Below are 17068 nucleotides of genomic sequence, written 5' to 3'. Positions count from 1 at the left end.
CAGTGAGGCCGGGTTCACACTTAACAATGTGAGCCCGGCCTTTCCGTACGCCTAGACTTTATTTACCCCCAGGACTTCAACGCAGAGGATCAGCTGTGTCAAAACCCGTAGTATTGCTTGCCGAAGAACTTTCGCCCGCCACCATCGAGGCCCTTGGCCCGGACTTTGAAATCCGCCAGACCGACGGCGCCGATCGTTCCCAGCTGCTCTCTGCCATCGAGGACGTTGACGCCATCCTGGTCCGCTCCGCCACCAAGGTGGACGCCGAGGCCATTGCCGCTGCGAAGAACCTGAAGGTCATCGCGCGTGCCGGCGTCGGCCTGGACAACGTCGACATCAAGGCCGCCACGCAGGCCGGTGTCATGGTGGTCAACGCCCCGACGTCGAACATCGTTTCCGCCGCGGAACTGACCGTGGGCCACATCCTGAGCCTGGCCCGCCACATCCCGCAGGCCAGCGCCGCCCTGAAGGACGGCGAGTGGAAGCGCTCCAAGTACACCGGCATTGAGCTCTTCGAGAAGAAGATCGGCATCATCGGCCTGGGCCGCATCGGCGCCCTGGTGGCCGCCCGCCTGCAGGGCTTCGACACCGAGATCCTCGCCTTCGACCCCTACATCACGTCCGCCCGTGCCGCCCAGCTCGGCGTGAAGCTGGTCACCCTCGACGAACTGCTCGCGCAGTCCGACTTCATCACCATCCACATGCCCAAGACGCCGGAGACGGTCGGCATGCTCGGCGCCGACGCCTTCAGGAAGATGAAGAGCACGGCCTACGTGATCAACGTGGCCCGTGGCGGCCTCGTGGACGAGGAAGCCCTCTACACCGCACTGCAGGACCGCCAGATCGCCGGTGCCGCCGTGGACGTCTTCGTCCAGGAGCCCAGCACCGACCTGCCGTTCTTCAAGCTGGACAATGTTGTGGTGACCCCGCACCTGGGCGCGTCAACCGACGAGGCACAGGAAAAGGCCGGCGTGTCCGTCGCGAAGTCCGTCCGCCTCGCCCTTGCCGGGGAACTGGTGCCGGACGCCGTGAACGTCGCCGGCGGCGTGATTGCCCCCGACGTCCGCCCGGGCATCCCGCTGATCGAGAAGCTGGGCCGCATCTTTACGGCGCTGACCCACGCCTCCTTAACCCAGATCGACGTTGAGGTTGCCGGCGAAATTGCCGCGCTTGACGTCAAGGTCCTGGAGCTCGCCGCCCTCAAGGGGATCTTCGCCGACGTCGTCACCGAGCAGGTGTCCTACGTCAACGCCCCCGTGATCGCCGAGCAGCGCGGCATCAACGTCCGCCTCATCACCACTCCTGAGGCCGAGGACTACCGCAACGTGCTGACGCTGCGCGGCGCCCTGAGCGACGGTTCACAGATCTCCGTGGCCGGCACCCTGACCGGTCCCAAGCAGGTGCAGAAGCTCGTCGGCGTGAACGGCTACGACGTCGAGATTCCCATCAGCGAGCACCTCGTCGTGGTGGCCTACGCTGACCGTCCCGGCGTCATCGGCACCATCGGCCACATCCTGGGCATGAACAACATCAACATCGGCGGCATGCAGGTGGCGCGGAGCTCGGAGGGCGGCCAGGTCCTGGCGCTGCTCACCATCGACAGCTCCGTTCCGCAGCAGGTGCTGGACGCCATCAAGGCCGGCATCGGTGCCGAGATGGTGCGCGAAGTGGACCTCGAGGACTAGTCCGACGAACCCCGGCCGGCAACGGCCAGGTCCCAACGCGGGGTGAACTCCTTGTCCCCTGGAGTTCACCCCGGCCAAGTATGATTGGCCGGTCTGCGTACAATAGCTAGGTTCGAATTTACGGATCCAGCCGGCAGGCCGGCCAATACTTTTTGCACGCCCGCAAGGGACACCTCCACATTCTGCGGTCATCGTGGCGTGCGCACGCAATCCAGGTTTCAGGGAGCCCAATGAACGCCGTCCAGAGGTTCATCAGAAGCAAAGTGCTGCTGCTGACCGCTGCAATTCTGATCTTCGCCATGTGCCTGTCCGTCCTCGTCCAGACCCAGTCGCAGGCAGCGCTGAACCGGACCGTGGACCAGAACTCGCGCGGGCTCTACGACATCCTGGTCCAGGCCAAGGCGGGCTCGGACGGTTCGCTCATGCAGCCCGAGATTGCCACCGGGCAGGGAGGCATCAGCTTCGACCAGCTGCAGAAGATCCGGGATCTGTCCGGCACCTCTGTTGCCGCGCCCATCAGCCTGGTCTCGCGCGTGACGCAGAACCTCGAGACCCCGCGCCTGGAAGCCATGGACTACCTGGGCTTCAACGCCGGACTGGTCGGCACCGCCACCGCCGGGCAGCCCGGCGGCACCGACCCCAGCAAATGGCCGGAAGCGCAGTCCGTACTCAGCGACACCCCCAAGAAGTACCGGATGACGGCCAGCGCCACAAGCTCCGACGGGTCCGCGCAGCACACCCTCTTTAAGTCCACTGCCGAGGGCACTCTCGGCAAGGGCAAGCTCGTGGAGCAGCAGGTCGAGGGAGGCAACAGCATCCAGATCGCCGGTCCCGAAGGCGAAACCGGGATCAAGTTCCCGGCCCCGGCCGGAGGGTCAGAGCACAACCTGTTCAACCTCACTGTTGCCCTGCCCATGGCTCCGGAGGTCACGGAGTCCGTGGTCGCCGTCGACCCCGTTTCCGAGCGCGCCCTGCTGGGCACCTCCGGTGACTTCCTGGCGCCCCTGGAAAAGGCACCGCCGGCCGACGCCCGCAGCGCCGAGGCAGTCGGCCAGCACCTGGAGAGCCTCTTCACCACCGGCATCGGCTTGCAGGAACTCGAGGAGGGCCCCGACTTCCTCGGCGTCAAGCTCAAGTACTGGGCGCCCATCATGACCCAGTACCAGCAGGCCAAGCGCAACGGCCAGCTCACCGAGGACTCCCAGGCCATCCCGCTGATCGTCCGCTCCGGCACTTCGGTTGACCTGAAGTACTCCGTGAAAATCGAGGAGATCGACGACTCCGGCAACGTGGTCAAGGAAGTCGGCACCGCTGAGCGCTCCCTGGACAAGGACTACCTGCCCTTCGTCTCCAAGTCGCCCTTTGCGCTGTCATGGCCCGGGTCCACGGACTACTCCAAGCTGCTCGGCAACTCGGCGAACTTCAGCCGCGGCCTGTACAGCCCCGCAACCTGGAGCACCAACTTCGCCTCCGCCCCCCAGTACTCGGACGGCTCCACTGCGGGCAACGGTGCCGAGGACAAGACCGCCACCCCCGGCGAATGGGTCACCGTGAACCGACTGCCGGAGAAGAGCGCCAACGGCGAGGCCGTGGACCAGACCCAGCGCAACCCCGTGGACGAGCGCTCCTACCGCGAGAACCTCGAAACGGGCAAGAAGCTGGCCACCCCGCTCGCCATGGTCTACGGCACCTTCGATCCCGCCGCCGTCCAGGAAGCGGCCGGTGACGTCAACCGGCTTCCGCTCGGCGGCTACGATCCCACGCCCATGACGCTGACCAAAGACGCGCAGGGCAAGGACATTGCCGACACCACACTCAAGCCCTCCCTGAGCGCCACCGGACTCGTCAGCCAGTCGGCCGGCGCCATCACCGACTACTACGGCCTGGCTGCTGCCCGCGGCTACGAGAAGAACGCCTCCGTCATCGACGCCGTGCGCGTCCGCGCCAGCGCCGCCGGCAGCTGGAAGCAGGTCCAGCCTGAGGTGGACAAGCTCGCCGCCGAGATCCGGGACATGGGGCTCGAAGCCACCGTTGTGGCCGGTTCTGCCCGCGAGGACGCCAACATCTTCGTTCCCGGCTACTCCAAGGACGACGCCGGCAAGGAATCCGCGCTGGGAACCGTCCAGCAGTCGTGGGTCAGGCAGAACGCCGCCGACGCGGTGGCCGGCTCGCTGACGGCGACGAACCTGACGCTGCTGTTCCTCACGCTCTGCGGTGCCGCCCTGCTGACCGGCGCCTCGACTGTCAGCTACGTGCGGCTGCGCCGCAGCGAAGCCGGCACACTGCGCGCCATGGGCTGGACCCAGCGCCGCATCCGCTCCTGGGTGCTGGAGGAGTTCGCCGTCGGCGCCGGGCTGCTGGCCGTGGCCGGTATTGTGCTCAGCCTCCTGAGCTGGAACATCGCCACCGCCATCGTCTCGGCGTCCGTGCTGGCCCTGTACCTGGGCGCGGCCTTCTTCGCCGCCCAGCAGCTGCGGCACCGCGAGGTGGTCGACCAGGAGCCGCAGCACGACGAAAAGCTCATCGCCGTCGACTCGCCGCTGACCTTCGCGAACCGGCAGCTGAGCACGCACCGCTTCAACGCCATCTCGCTGGCCGTTGCGGTTGGTGTGTTCGGCTCGGCAGTCGGCGGCCTGATCGCACTGCTGATCGACATTCCGCGTGCCGCCGGCGCCAGCGCCCTCAGTGGCCTGGCTGCCGCCAGCGTGGCCCTGCCGAGCATCGTCCTTGGCCTGTCCGGCGTGGCTGTGGGGCTCCTGCTCACCCTGGTGACCGGGCGCTTTGAGCTCAAGGCCAAGCGCCGGTACCTCGGCACGCTCCAGGCCATGGGCTGGAATCCCGACATGCTGGGGCAGGTCCGCTTCTTCGAAAACGCCCTGGTGGGTGCGGTTGCCGTGCCGCTGGGCATCCTCGGTGCCTTGGGCATCGGCCTTGTTCTTGCCCCCTACGCCGCGCTGTGGGCCGCAGTGGCCGGGCTCGTGGCTGTTCTCTGCTGGATTCCGATTGCAACGAAAGTGGTCAAATGAGTAACGACCTGAACCTTCGCCGCGTGCGCGGGAACAACGAGGCTGAAGCCCCGGTCCAGACCAGGGCCAACACCCTTGTCAAGGAAGCCGATCACGCCACTCCGCTGGAGCTGAGCAACATCACCATCCGCTACGGCGGAGGCAAGAACGGGTCCGATGCCGTCAGCGTCGTGGAAGGCTTTGACCTCACCCTGAATGCCGGCGAGATGCACTGTGTGGCCGGCCGAAGCGGCTCGGGCAAGACCAGCATCCTGACCGTCGGAGCGGGCCTGACCCTGCCGACGTCGGGCCGGGTGCTGTGGGAGGGTGATTCCCTTGAAACCATGAGCGACGACGAGATCGCCGACCGCCGCCGTGCCCTGATCGGTTACGTTGACCAGGGCGGCGCCCTGATCGACGGCATGAGCGCGCTCGAGAATGTCCTCCTCCCCGCGGTACCGGACGGCGAAGTGGAGCAGCGGCGCGAAATGGCCAAGGACCTGCTGGACCTCGTGGGCCTCGGACGCCGCATGCGGCACCGTCCCGAGCAGCTTTCCGGCGGTGAGCGCCAGCGTGTCGCCATCGCCCGCGCCCTGATCCTGGGCACCCGTGTCCTGGTGGTGGACGAGCCCACGGCGAGCCTGGACCGGGCCTCCGCCAACCGCATCATCAGCATCCTCAAGGACACAACGTCCGACGGCATTGCAGTCCTCGTGGCGTCACACGACCACGAACTGGTCCGGCTGAGCGATACGCTGACCGAACTGATCTAGATCCATCCCTCCGCATAAAGGTAACGTTCCGCCCGTGACTTCCTCAGACAAGAGCCCCTTCTACATCACTACGGCCATCACCTACCCGAACGGCGTGCCGCACATCGGCCACGCCTACGAGTACATCGCCACGGATGCGATGGCCCGGTTCAAGCGGCTCGACGGCTACGACGTGAAGTTCCTGACCGGCACCGACGAGCACGGGCTGAAGATTGCGCAGACCGCGGAGAAGGAAGGCGTCTCGCCCAAGGAACTGGTGGACCGGAACGCGGAAATCTACAAGGCCGCGCACGCCGCCCTCGGCATCAGCTACGACCGGTTCATCCGCACCACGGACGCGGACCACTACACCGCCTCGCAGGCCATCTGGAAGAAGATGGAAGCCAACGGGGACATCTACCTCTCCAAGTACGAGGGCTGGTACTCCGTGCGGGACGAGGCCTACTACGGTGAAGATGACACCGTGGTCAAGGAGGACGGCGCCCGGTACACCAAGGAGACCGACACCCCGGTGACCTGGACCGCCGAGGAAAGCTACTTCTTCCGGCTGTCCGCCTACCAGGAGAAGCTGCTTGCCCTGTACGAGGCACAGCCGGAATTCGGCGCGCCGCAGTCCCGCTTCAACGAGGTCATCAGCTTCGTCAAGCGCGGCCTTGAGGACCTGTCCATCAGCCGCACCACCTTCGACTGGGGCGTACCCGTCCCCGGCGACGAAAAGCACGTCATGTACGTGTGGGTCGACGCACTGACCAACTACCTCACGGGTGCGGGCTACCCGGACGTCGAATCGGAGTCGTTCAAGAGGTACTGGCCCGCCGATGTCCACATCATCGGCAAGGACATCTCCCGCTTCCACGCCATCTACTGGCCGGCCTTCCTCATGAGCGCGGGCCTTGACCTGCCGAAGCGGGTCATGATCCACGGGTTCCTGCACAACAACGGCGTCAAGATGTCCAAGTCCCTTGGCAACGTCGTTGCCCCGTCGGACTTCGTGGCCCAGTACGGCCTGGACCAGGTCCGCTTCTTCTTCCTGCGCGAGGTTCCGTTCGGCGCCGACGGCAGCTACAACCACGAGGCCATCGTGGGCCGGATGAACTCCGACCTGGCGAACAACTTCGGGAACCTCGCCCAGCGCTCACTGTCCATGGTGGCCAAGAACTGCGAGGGCAAGGTACCTGTGCCGGGCGCGTTCACGGACGCGGACACTGCCATCCTGGGCCAGGCCAATGCGCTCCTGGAGCAGGCACGTGCGGCCTTCGAAAAGCAGGAGTTCAGCCGCGCCCTGGAGGCGATCTGGACGGTTCTGGGGGATACCAACGCATACTTCGCCGACCAGGCGCCCTGGGTGCTGCGGAAGACCGATGTCGAACGCATGCAGACGGTGCTGTACGTGACCCTCGAAGTGCTGCGCATCGTGTCGATCCTCGCCCAGCCGGTCATGCCCACGGCCACCGCCGCCCTGCTCGGGTACCTCGGCCAGCCGGAAGGTGCGGCGCGGGAGTTCTCGGCCATCGCCACGCCGATCGCCGCGGGCACCGAACTGCCTGCCCCCGCACCGGTGTTCCCCAAGTACGAGGAGCCCGCGGACGCCTAGGACGCTTCCTCACGTCCTGCCGGTTTTCCCCAAACGCTTCCTCACCTTCTTCAGGGTTTCCCCAAACGCTTCCTCACTTTCTTTAGGAAAGTGAGGAAGCGCTTGCGTTTGGGCGGCGAGAGCTGAGGGAGCGTTGGATCCGGTGACCGAATAATGAGACGGCTTGACCAGAATGTGGATGCCTTGGCTACCCTGAAAATATGAGCGCATCTACCATCAATCTTGCTGTCATTCCGGGCGACGGCATTGGCCCGGAGGTCATCGCCGAAGCACTGAAGGTTCTCGAAAAGGTCGTGGCCGCCGAGGGCGTCACCCTGGACCAGACCCACTACGAGCTCGGTGCCCAGCACTGGCTTGAGACCGGCGAGACCCTTCCGGATGCTGTCCTCGAGGACCTGAAGACGCGCGACGCTATCCTCTTCGGCGCCATCGGTGCAGCGCCGGGGGACACCCGCATCCCGTCCGGGCTGATCGAACGCGAACTGCTCCTCAAGCTGCGCTTCAGCCTTGACCACTACGTCAATCTGCGCCCCTCCCGGCTGTATGGCACGGTGGGCAGCCCGCTGGCTGAACCGGGCAACATCGATTTCATCGTCGTCCGTGAAGGCACCGAGGGTCCCTACGTGGGCAACGGCGGCACCCTGCGCGGCGGCACGCCGCACGAGGTGGCCACCGAGGTTTCCCTGAACACGGCACACGGCGTGGAGCGCGTTGTCCGGGATGCGTTCCGTCGGGCCAACGAGCGCCCGCGCAAAAAGCTGACCCTGGTCCACAAGCACAACGTGCTGGTCTTTGCCGGCCACCTGTGGAAGCGCACTGTCGAGGCCGTGGCCAAGGAATTCCCCGAGGTCACTCACGACTACCTGCACATCGATGCCGCGACCATCTTCATGGTCACCGATCCCGCCCGCTTCGACGTCATCGTCACCGACAACCTCTTCGGCGACATCATCACCGACCTTGCTGCCGCCGTTACCGGCGGAATCGGTCTCGCGGCGTCGGGCAACATCAACATGGACCGCACTGCGCCGTCCATGTTTGAACCTGTTCACGGTTCCGCCCCCGACATCGCAGGCCAGCAGAAGGCGGACCCCACCGCTGCCATCCTGTCCGCAGCCCTCCTGCTGGACCACCTGGGCTACTCCGCCGCGGCCCGGCGGATCGAGTCCGTCGTGGTGGCCGACGTCGAAAGCCGCAACGGCGAAGTCCGCAGCACAAGCGCCATTGGCGACGCCATTGCGGCGGCCGTTTAGCCTCCGCCAGCAGGCGTAAGCTTGACCTGAATTACCAATCGCTGCCGTGGTCCGACGCTGAACCACGTTCAGATACCAGGCAGCCGACCGTGGAGGAACCATGACTCAGACTGCCCATGGCGTCGAATTCACCCAGCAGCCCTCGGCCACCCCGAAGTCTGCTGAAGAGCGTGCAGCCATCCTGGCGAACCCAGGCTTTGGCGACCACTTCACCGACCACACTGCGATTGTTGACTACACGGTCGACGCCAGCGGCCAGGGCGGATGGCATGATGCGCGGATCGAGGCCTACGGACCCATCATGCTGGACCCGTCCGCCGCTGTGCTGCACTACGGGCAGGAAATCTTCGAGGGACTGAAGGCATACCGTCACGCTGACGGTTCCATCTGGAGCTTCCGGCCGGAGGCCAACGCCGCCCGGATGAACAAGTCCGCCCGCCGTCTCGCGCTTCCGGAGATTCCGGCCGAATACTTCCTCGGCGCAATCCGCGAACTCGTGGCGGCGGACAAGGAATGGGTTCCCGCCGGCGACGGCGAGGCCCTGTACCTGCGCCCGTTCATGATCGCCACCGAGGCGTTCCTGGGCGTGCGGGCAGCCCGTGAGGTCTCGTTCCGCGTCATTGCCTCGCCGGCCGGAAACTACTTCGGCGGGGAGCTCAAGCCGATTTCGATCTGGATTTCCCGCGAGTATGCCCGGGCAGGCCGAGGCGGCACCGGGGCTGCGAAGTGCGGCGGCAACTACGCAGCTTCACTTATCGCGCAGCAGGAGGCCGAGGCCAACGGCTGCAAGCAGGTGCTGTTCCTGGACCAGTTCAACGACAACGCCGTTGAGGAACTGGGCGGAATGAACGTCTTCTTCGTCATGAAGGACGGCTCCCTGGTCACGCCTGCGCTAAGCGGCACCATCCTTGAGGGCGTGACCCGCTCATCGATCATCCAGGTGGCCAAGGACATGGGCCGTGAGGTCACCGAACGGAAGATCACCCTGGACGAATGGCGCGACGGCGTTGCCTCCGGTGACATCGCCGAGGTGTTTGCCTGCGGTACCGCCGCCGTTATTACTCCCATCGGTGTCCTGAAGGACGCTACGGAATTCATTGGCTCGGAGGATGCGAAGGCCGGCGAGACCACCATGGCCATCCGCGCGCAGCTGCTCGGGATCCAGACCGGCACCGTGGAGGACAAGCACGGCTGGCTGACCCGGCTCGCCTGAGCCGCTTCGGGCATATAACTAAAAAAGCGAACGACGGCGGCTCCCCACATTGCGTGGGGGCCGCCGTCGGGGGTTAATCGGCACTGCGCCGGATTGGCCTTACGCAGAAAACGAGTAGTCGTGCAACGAGGCCTCACATCTTTTCAGGTACTACTTGCGTAGTCTCCCGCTTCGCGTTCAGAAATTCGAGTAGTCGGCACTCGGGTGAAATCCCTTTTCCCTGCATAGCCTTGAAATTCCTAGGACATAACTAAATGCAGGTGCGTAGTGGTCTCATACGCTACGGGTCCAGTTCATTGGGCGATCACCCGTGTCCGGGAATGTAGCAGTGCCTCTTATCGTGATCCCGTCGATGTGTCGTCCTTTGTAGCACCCTGCCTGCCCAGTTTGGGGCTGGTTATTCGGTTGAGCCCGACCAGCGGACGCGAGGGGATATCGATGCATAGTCAGGCAGGCAGCTCACAGAGCAGCCGACATGGAGGTCGACGGGCCATCTCCGGTTGGAGCGGCCCATTCCGCCGTGTCGGCAGCAACAGCCTGGGCGTCCGTCTGGTCTTGGTCATAGTATTCGCATTGACCGCGTCTGGGCTCATTGCGCCGCATGCTTCCGCCGCCACATTGAGCGCACAACGCGAAACCTTGCGCCAGGAACAGTACGCCGCGGCGAACGACTACAAGGCCTCCCGCGAATACATATCGCAGTTGCCGCGAGCCAATGGACTCGCAGTAAAGAGTGCGATCGCCTCTGGCTTGGCCTCCCTGGAGGTCGTGGGCGACGAACTGACGGCTGCGGCCACCCAACTGGCCTTTGATTCGGTTTCAGCGAAGATGAACGCCGAGGCCCTCCGTGCAGCCACAGTGAAGCGCAGTGGGCGGCAACTCGTTGTGTTGAGGGATCTGCGCGTGCAGCACCAGACTATTGTCACCAAAGCTTTGGCGAGGTATAGGGCAGGCCTGATCTCAGGCACCGAGTACCGGGGGACAAGTGCCCGGGCTCGTGCTTTCAGTACTCAATGGTCAGCCGATGTTGCCAGCCAGTTGGGCGCTCTTGGGAGGTCGGTGGCGTCACCAGACTTGCGGTCACTTTCGTATGTAAAGGAGCTGGAGACCAACAGCGGGGTTATTCCCTCGGTATCGGGCTGGGTCGGGTTCCCGGGCGGGTGTGCGCTGCCGTCCGCGGCCTCGACGTTCAAGCCTGTGTTGCCAGCCAACGGTCCAGGTGTTGCGACGACGCGGCAACTGGCATCGAAGCCTGCGGTCCGCGCCGCCAATGATCCTGCCACGAAGGCAGTTCATGGGCAGCTCCTCCGGTCCGCAGCGAACGAATCAAAACTGGTGCTAACGCTGGGCCAATTGCGTGCGGCGTATGTCGTGCGCGTGCCGCGGCTGGGTTACGGCTGGCTCTCGGGGGACGACACGACGGCGCGGAACGTGCTGGCAGCGGATGCGAAAAAGATTCTTGAAGCAGGCCCGGAAAATATGACCACGCTGGCTTCCTCGCATTTATTGATGGCGGCCTCAACAGCGGCGGACTGGGTGAAGCTGACGGGGCTCGATGAGGTTGTGCTAGTGCGGTGGCTCGGACCCCAGACATGCTTGTTGGCTGACCGGGATACATTCATAAAGTCACCGACCAACCTGGCGGCAATCCACAACGCGGCTAACTTCGTTGCCGCGGCAGTGTTCCTGAAGAATTCGCCAGCACAGGCGGCAGCTCTGGCCAAGGAGTCACTGGTATCAGTCCAGCCGGCGCTGCGGATGATCACCACCGACGGCGGGACGCAGGAGGGCCCGGGGTACTGGACGTACCAGAGCCGGGCGATCGCGGTCTTGTACGCGACCATGCGGAACGCGTATACGACCCAACCGATAGCCATGCCATCGCTGTCGAAGGTGTCTGCGTATGCAATGAACAGCACAGGCCCCGACGGGCGGCCAACCCCATTCGCGGATGCCCTGCCCAACGAGCTGAGTGCTCTGATGCCGGCTTGGGACGCTTACAGGCGTAAGGACCCGACCGTCGCGGCGTGGGTGGCGGGACGTTTCGCGCAAAAGCCGGACGCGTACCTGATGTGGTGGTGGACACCGCAGGGCACCCTGCCTGCGAAGAGCTCGGCTATTTATCCGCACACCGGACTTGCTGTCCTGCAACTGCCGGGCAGCACAGCCACTCTCAAAGGAGGCGCCAACGTACTGCCCCATTCGCACCGGGATCTGGGGACTGTCTCGTTCTTCCGCCGCGGCATACAGTGGGCGGTGGATCCGGGCACCATGCCGAACACCACCCCCGGCTACTACTCTGCAGATCAGCGCCTAACTTACTGGAAGCCGGGGACCTCCGCGCACTCCACAATTTCGTTCACCGGCGAGAACCAGCCTGCCGGAGCACTTGCCACAGTCAAGCGTGTGGCCACCTCGGCTGCCTCGGTGGATCTGCGGCAGGCCCTGCCCGGTACGTCCACAGCCACCCGAACCATCACCCACGGCACCACGAGCATGGTCATCAAGGACGTGATTCGGGCGAACTCGGCTAAGGATATGACTTGGCAATGGGTCACCGACGCATCAGTCAGCCTGGGGCATAACCGGGCGGTGCTCCGCCGGGACGGCAGGGCCATAACCATCGCCCTGTCTGGTGTCCCCGCGGGCTCAACACTGTCCGCGGTCCGGGCCCCGGACGTCGGCCCGGACGGCAAGGTCCTGACCATCCTGAAGCTTGCCATGCCAAGGGTTGACAGTCTGGACCTCACCGCGAGGGTGTTCTGATGCCATCGCACTAACAATCCGCATTGGCAGCAGTGCAAGAATGAGTCTGTGAATCAGGACAGCCCCACTGCATTGACCGGAAGCAGCCCGCTGACGCGTTTCCGCCTCGCGCCCAACCCCGGGCCGATGAGCCTGGAGGGGACCAACTCCTACATCGTCGGGGAGCCTGGCCACGGGGCCGTGGTGCTGGTGGATCCGGGTCCGTTAGACGAGGAGCACCTTCAGGCGCTGGCGGCTGCCGGGCCCGTGGAGCTGATCCTGGTCACGCACAGGCACGCGGACCACACCGCCGGTTCGGTCCGCCTCGCTGACATCACGGGTGCCCACGTCCGGGCCGCCGCTCCCGAGCATTGCCACGGGGGAGCCGTGCTGCAGCCGGGGGAGACCATGGCCGCCGGCGGCACGGAGATCCGCGTGGTTTCCACCCCCGGGCACACCTCCGACTCGGTCTGCTTCCATCTGCCCCTTGACGGACCCGCCGGCTCGGTGCTGACCGGAGACACCATCCTGGGCCGGGGAACAACCGTGCTTGACCACCCGGACGGCACGCTGGCCGACTACCTCTCCTCCCTCGACCGGCTGGAGCGGCTGGGGCCTGCCACCGTCCTGCCGGCCCACGGACCCGTCCTGCCGGCGCTCGACGCGGTGGTCCGCGCCTACCGGGACCACCGGCTAGACCGGCTCGCCCAGATCCGGACGGCCCTCGCCAGCCTCGGCCCGGACGCCGCCGTAGGCGAGGTCACCAGCGTTGTTTATGCCGACGTCGACCCTTCCGTCCGGCGCGCCGCCGAGAATTCCGTGGCGGCGCAGCTGGAATACCTGCGCCTCCTGAGGGAGAGGGACTGAGACTGTAGGCTTGGGACCATGCGTATTGCCCGGTTTGTAGTTGATTCTGATCCCCTTTACGGCGTTGTTGAAGGCCAGCCCGGCAGTGAGGAAATCACTGTCATCAACGGCGATCCATTCTTCAATGGTGTGGAACGCACCTCCGTGCGGCACAAGCTGGAGGATGTCCGCCTGCTGGCGCCCATCATTCCGCGCAGCAAGGTGATCGGCGTCGGGCGCAACTTTGTGGAGCACGCCCACGAACTCGGCAATGAGGTTCCCCAGCAGCCGCTGCTGTTCCTGAAGCCGAACACCTCCGTAGTGGGTCCAAACGATCCCGTCGTCCTGCCGGAGTTCTCCGAGGAGGTCTCGTTCGAGGCGGAGCTGTGCGTCGTCATCGGCCGCATCTGCAAGGACGTGCCGGAGGAGCGTGCCGACGACGTGATCTTCGGATACACCTGCGGCAACGACCTCACCGCCCGGGACGTCCAAAAGACAGACCTCCAGTGGGCGCGCGCCAAGGGCTTCGATACGTCCGCGCCGCTTGGCCCGTGGATCGAAACCGAACTCGACCCCGAGGACCTGTCCATCAAGGGCCGGCTCAATGGCGAACTCCGCCAGGACGGCAGCACCACCCAGATGATCCGCGGCGTCCGCGAGTTGGTGTCCATCGTCTCCAGCGCTTTCACGCTGCTGCCCGGCGACGTCATCATGACCGGCACGCCGGCCGGCGTCGGCCTCGTCCAGGCCGGCGACCGGTACGAAGTGGAGATCGAGGGCATCGGCCGCCTGTCGAACCCCGTAGTCCGCCGCTAGCGCGCACCACAGTTGAACATTCCGTCATGCTTCCCGTGCGGATTGAGTCGGCACATCGGCAGAGTTGGGTCTCGCGCGAGCAGGCAGCGCGGTTGAGTGAGCGGCCCGCACCGTAGTTGCCGCTTCCTCTCGGATGAACCCGGGTCAATTCCCAGGTTGCGGTTCTACCGTTAAATCATGATTAGGCATGTTGTTGGGTCAGGTGCCTTGGAGCACCGTTGCCAGTGCTGCGGCGTGATCGCAGAAGGCGTATTTTGCGATGAGTGCGAGGCTCACATGAGTGAGACCAAACCCTCTGTGGCCCATGATGCGCAAGCCGCTGAAGACCTCCCGAAGGCTGAATAGTAGTCGGGCCGGAGGCTCTGCGCCAAGACGGCGAAGAACCCCGCATACAGTGAGCCGATGCGGGGTTCTTCTATGGTCGGTGCCTCCCCGCGTCTGGGGGAACGCGGAGGCACTCGCACCAAAGTATCCTCAGCTTGCTTACTTCTCCAAATTACCCATGTTTGCCCTATTGGGCTTGTTTGAAGAGGTCGCATCGCCCTTCGACGGTGTTCGCGGTCTTTATGGGCGCAGGCCCGGCCGGCGCAGCGTTGCCCGGTTGGTAAAGTTGGTACCACTATGACTACCCCCTCCGCCGCGCCTGCCGCCATTCCTGCCGTCACCGCCGAAACGCCCGTCCGCGTCCGCTTCTGCCCGTCACCAACGGGCACCCCGCACGTCGGGCTGATCCGCACGGCGCTGTTCAACTGGGCCTACGCCCGCCACACCGGCGGCAAGATGATCTTCCGCATCGAGGACACGGACTCGGCACGCGACAGCGAGGAAAGCTACCACCAGCTGCTGGATGCCCTGAAGTGGCTCGGCATTGACTGGGACGAGGGCGTGGAGGTGGGCGGCCCTCACGCGCCTTACCGCCAGTCGCAGCGGAGCGAGCTGTACCAGGACGTCATCGCCAAGCTCAGGGCGGGCGGGCACATCTACGAGTCCTACTCGACTCCGGACGAGATCGAAGCGCGCCACCGCGCCGCCGGACGGGACCCGAAGCTGGGCTACGACGGCTTTGACCGCGACCTCAGCGACGAACAGGTCGCTGCGTTCAAGGCCGAGGGCCGGGAGGCCGTCCTGCGGCTGCGGATGCCGGACGAGGACATCACCTTCACCGACCTCGTCCGTGGCGAGATCACGTTCAAGGCCGGTTCCGTCCCGGACTTCGCCGTGGTGCGGGCCAACGGGGCTCCTCTCTACACCCTGGTCAACCCGGTGGACGACGCCCTCATGGGCATCACCCACGTTCTCCGCGGTGAGGACCTGCTCAGCTCCACACCGCGGCAGATCGCCCTCTACCGCGCGCTCTACGCGGTGGGCGTGGCGGAATACATGCCGGAGTTCGGGCACCTGCCCTACGTCATGGGCCAGGGCAACAAGAAGCTTTCCAAGCGCGACCCGGAATCGAGCCTGTTCCTGCACCGGGAGCGCGGCTTCATCCCCGAAGGGCTGCTCAACTACCTTTCCTTGCTCGGCTGGTCCCTGAGCGCCGACGAGGACATCTTCACGGTGGAGCAGCTGGTGAAGAACTTTGACATCCACGATGTCCTGGCCAACCCGGCCCGCTTCGACCTCAAGAAGGCCGAAGCGATCAACGGAACACACGTCCGGCTGCTGGACCCTGCCGTCTTCCGCGAGCGGCTGGTCCCGTACCTCCGGCACGAGGGCTTGGTGGGGGAGATCCTCACCGACCGCGAGGAGGAAATCCTGACGGAGTCCGCTCCGCTGGTCCAGGAGCGGATCACCCTCCTTGGCGAAGCCCCGGAGATGCTGGCGTTCCTGTTCAAGTCCGACGACGCGATCGACGTCGCCGCCGACGCCCGGAAGGGCCTGCCGGAGAATGTCACCGAGGTCCTTGACGCGGCGCTGGCCGCGCTCGAGCCCATCGACGACTGGAACGCCGAAAACATCCAGTCCGCGCTGAAGCAGGCGCTTGTGGAGGACCTGGGGATCAAGCCCCGGCTCGCGTTCGGCCCCGTGCGCACCGCGATCTCCGGTCGCCGGATCTCCCCGCCGCTGTTCGAGTCCATGGTCATCCTGGGCAAGGAATCGTCCCTGGCGCGCCTCCGCGCTTTCCGCGGCTGATGTCACACCCCGCAGTGGAAACCGCCGTCCTGTCCCGTGGCCTCGGGGCGGTCAGCGGTGTCCTATTCGACATTGACGACACCCTCGTGGACCTTGCCTACGCCATGACCACGGCGCTGCGGGACGCCAGCGAACACCTCCTGCCCGGCCTGGACCAGGCCGGGTGGGAGAAGGTGGGGCGGATCTTCACGCACGAGACAACCCACTACTACGACCGCTATCTCGCCGGCGAGCTGACCTTCAACGAGCAGCGACTGCTCCGGGGCCGAGCAGCACTGGGCCACTTCGGCGTCGAAATGGGCGAGGGGGAGGAGTCGCACAACTGGCTCAGCACGTACTCGCGGCTGCAGCCCAGCTACGTCACCGCCTTTGAGGACGTCCCGCCGTTCCTTGACGCCCTGGACCAGGCCGGCATCCCCTACGGGGCCGTGAGCAACAACGTGCACGACTACCAGCGGGTGAAGCTGGACAGCGCCGGCCTGGAACGCATCCGGTTCCTCGTGGGCACCGATACTGTCGGTGTCCCCAAGCCGGACCCCGCAATTTACCTCGAAGGAGTCCGACTCATCGGCAGCACGCCTGCCTCCACGCTCTACATCGGGGACAACCGGCTCCTGGACGCTGAGGGCTCGACGGCGGCAGGACTGCTGGGCATCTGGCTGAACCGCACCGGGGAGCAGGCTCCGGATTTCCAGGGGCAGGAGATCGCCTCCCTGCTGGAACTGCTGGCGCTGCCATGGGATGAAGGGTCTTCAACACAGTAGGTTGCGGCGGTAAGGAGGCATGCGAAATCGGATGCACGAAATGCGCCCTGCGTCTGATTGAATCTCCTTAGCGCTGACGGCGGCTTTGGACGCACAGAATGACTAGACGACTGTTGCACAGCTTCTTGAGGCATCAGTAGTGCGCCGTCAGGTCTTCGGCGGGTGCGCCGCCGGTGTGGGTGATTAAAGCCACTTGGCATACACGAGGGGAAGGGGCAACATCCGAATCTGGTAGCATTTC

General features: G+C 65.1%; 11 protein-coding genes. All 11 read left to right on the top strand.

Translation table 11 applies throughout. The features are described 5' to 3' along the window. Window positions 1–95 precede the first annotated feature (95 nt). Window positions 96–1685, top strand: a complete 1590-nt coding sequence (gene serA / locus QF036_RS16730) for a phosphoglycerate dehydrogenase (RefSeq protein WP_307103650.1) — start codon at window positions 96–98, stop codon at window positions 1683–1685. A gap of 230 nt (window positions 1686–1915) precedes the next feature. After that, complete coding sequence (locus tag QF036_RS16725; RefSeq protein ID WP_307103648.1) at window positions 1916–4711, top strand: ABC transporter permease; 2796 nt, start codon at window positions 1916–1918, stop codon at window positions 4709–4711. Then, window positions 4708–5463, top strand: coding sequence for an ABC transporter ATP-binding protein (locus QF036_RS16720; RefSeq protein ID WP_307103647.1), 756 nt, complete (start codon window positions 4708–4710; stop codon window positions 5461–5463). The genes QF036_RS16725 and QF036_RS16720 overlap by 4 nt, the downstream gene beginning before the upstream one ends. Window positions 5464–5497: 34 nt before the next feature. Beyond that, the gene (gene metG / locus QF036_RS16715; protein ID WP_307103645.1) at window positions 5498–7057 is read left to right on the top strand and encodes a methionine--tRNA ligase; all 1560 of its coding nucleotides are present in this window, start codon (window positions 5498–5500) and stop codon (window positions 7055–7057) included. A gap of 200 nt (window positions 7058–7257) precedes the next feature. Further along, complete coding sequence (locus tag QF036_RS16710) at window positions 7258–8310, top strand: 3-isopropylmalate dehydrogenase (protein ID WP_307103643.1); 1053 nt, start codon at window positions 7258–7260, stop codon at window positions 8308–8310. A 100-nt stretch (window positions 8311–8410) separates the two neighbouring features. Next, on the top strand, window positions 8411–9523 hold the full coding sequence (locus tag QF036_RS16705) for a branched-chain amino acid aminotransferase (protein ID WP_307103641.1): 1113 nt from the start codon (window positions 8411–8413) through the stop codon (window positions 9521–9523). 405 nt (window positions 9524–9928) lie between these two features. Beyond that, window positions 9929–12289 carry a heparinase II/III domain-containing protein gene (locus QF036_RS16700; protein WP_307103639.1) on the top strand — a complete coding sequence of 787 codons (2361 nt, stop codon included), beginning with the start codon at window positions 9929–9931 and terminating at the stop codon, window positions 12287–12289. A gap of 48 nt (window positions 12290–12337) precedes the next feature. Then, entirely contained in the window at window positions 12338–13135 is a 798-nt protein-coding gene (locus QF036_RS16695; protein WP_307103638.1) for an MBL fold metallo-hydrolase, read from the top strand. An 18-nt stretch (window positions 13136–13153) separates the two neighbouring features. Then, window positions 13154–13930 (top strand): fumarylacetoacetate hydrolase family protein, encoded by a 777-nt coding sequence (locus QF036_RS16690; RefSeq protein WP_111905966.1) that lies wholly within the window; start codon window positions 13154–13156, stop codon window positions 13928–13930. Window positions 13931–14551: 621 nt separating this feature from the next. Continuing rightward, on the top strand, window positions 14552–16063 hold the full coding sequence (gene gltX / locus QF036_RS16685; protein WP_307103635.1) for a glutamate--tRNA ligase: 1512 nt from the start codon (window positions 14552–14554) through the stop codon (window positions 16061–16063). Beyond that, window positions 16063–16827, top strand: coding sequence for an HAD family hydrolase (locus QF036_RS16680; protein ID WP_307103633.1), 765 nt, complete (start codon window positions 16063–16065; stop codon window positions 16825–16827). Before gltX ends, QF036_RS16680 begins: the two co-directional genes overlap by 1 nt. The last annotated feature ends 241 nt before the right edge of the window (window positions 16828–17068 follow it).

The organism is Arthrobacter globiformis, assembly GCF_030817195.1.
GTDB lineage: Bacteria > Actinomycetota > Actinomycetes > Actinomycetales > Micrococcaceae > Arthrobacter > Arthrobacter globiformis_D.
Note: the sequence above shows the minus strand (reverse complement) of the source record. Positions and strands in the feature narration are given on the sequence as shown.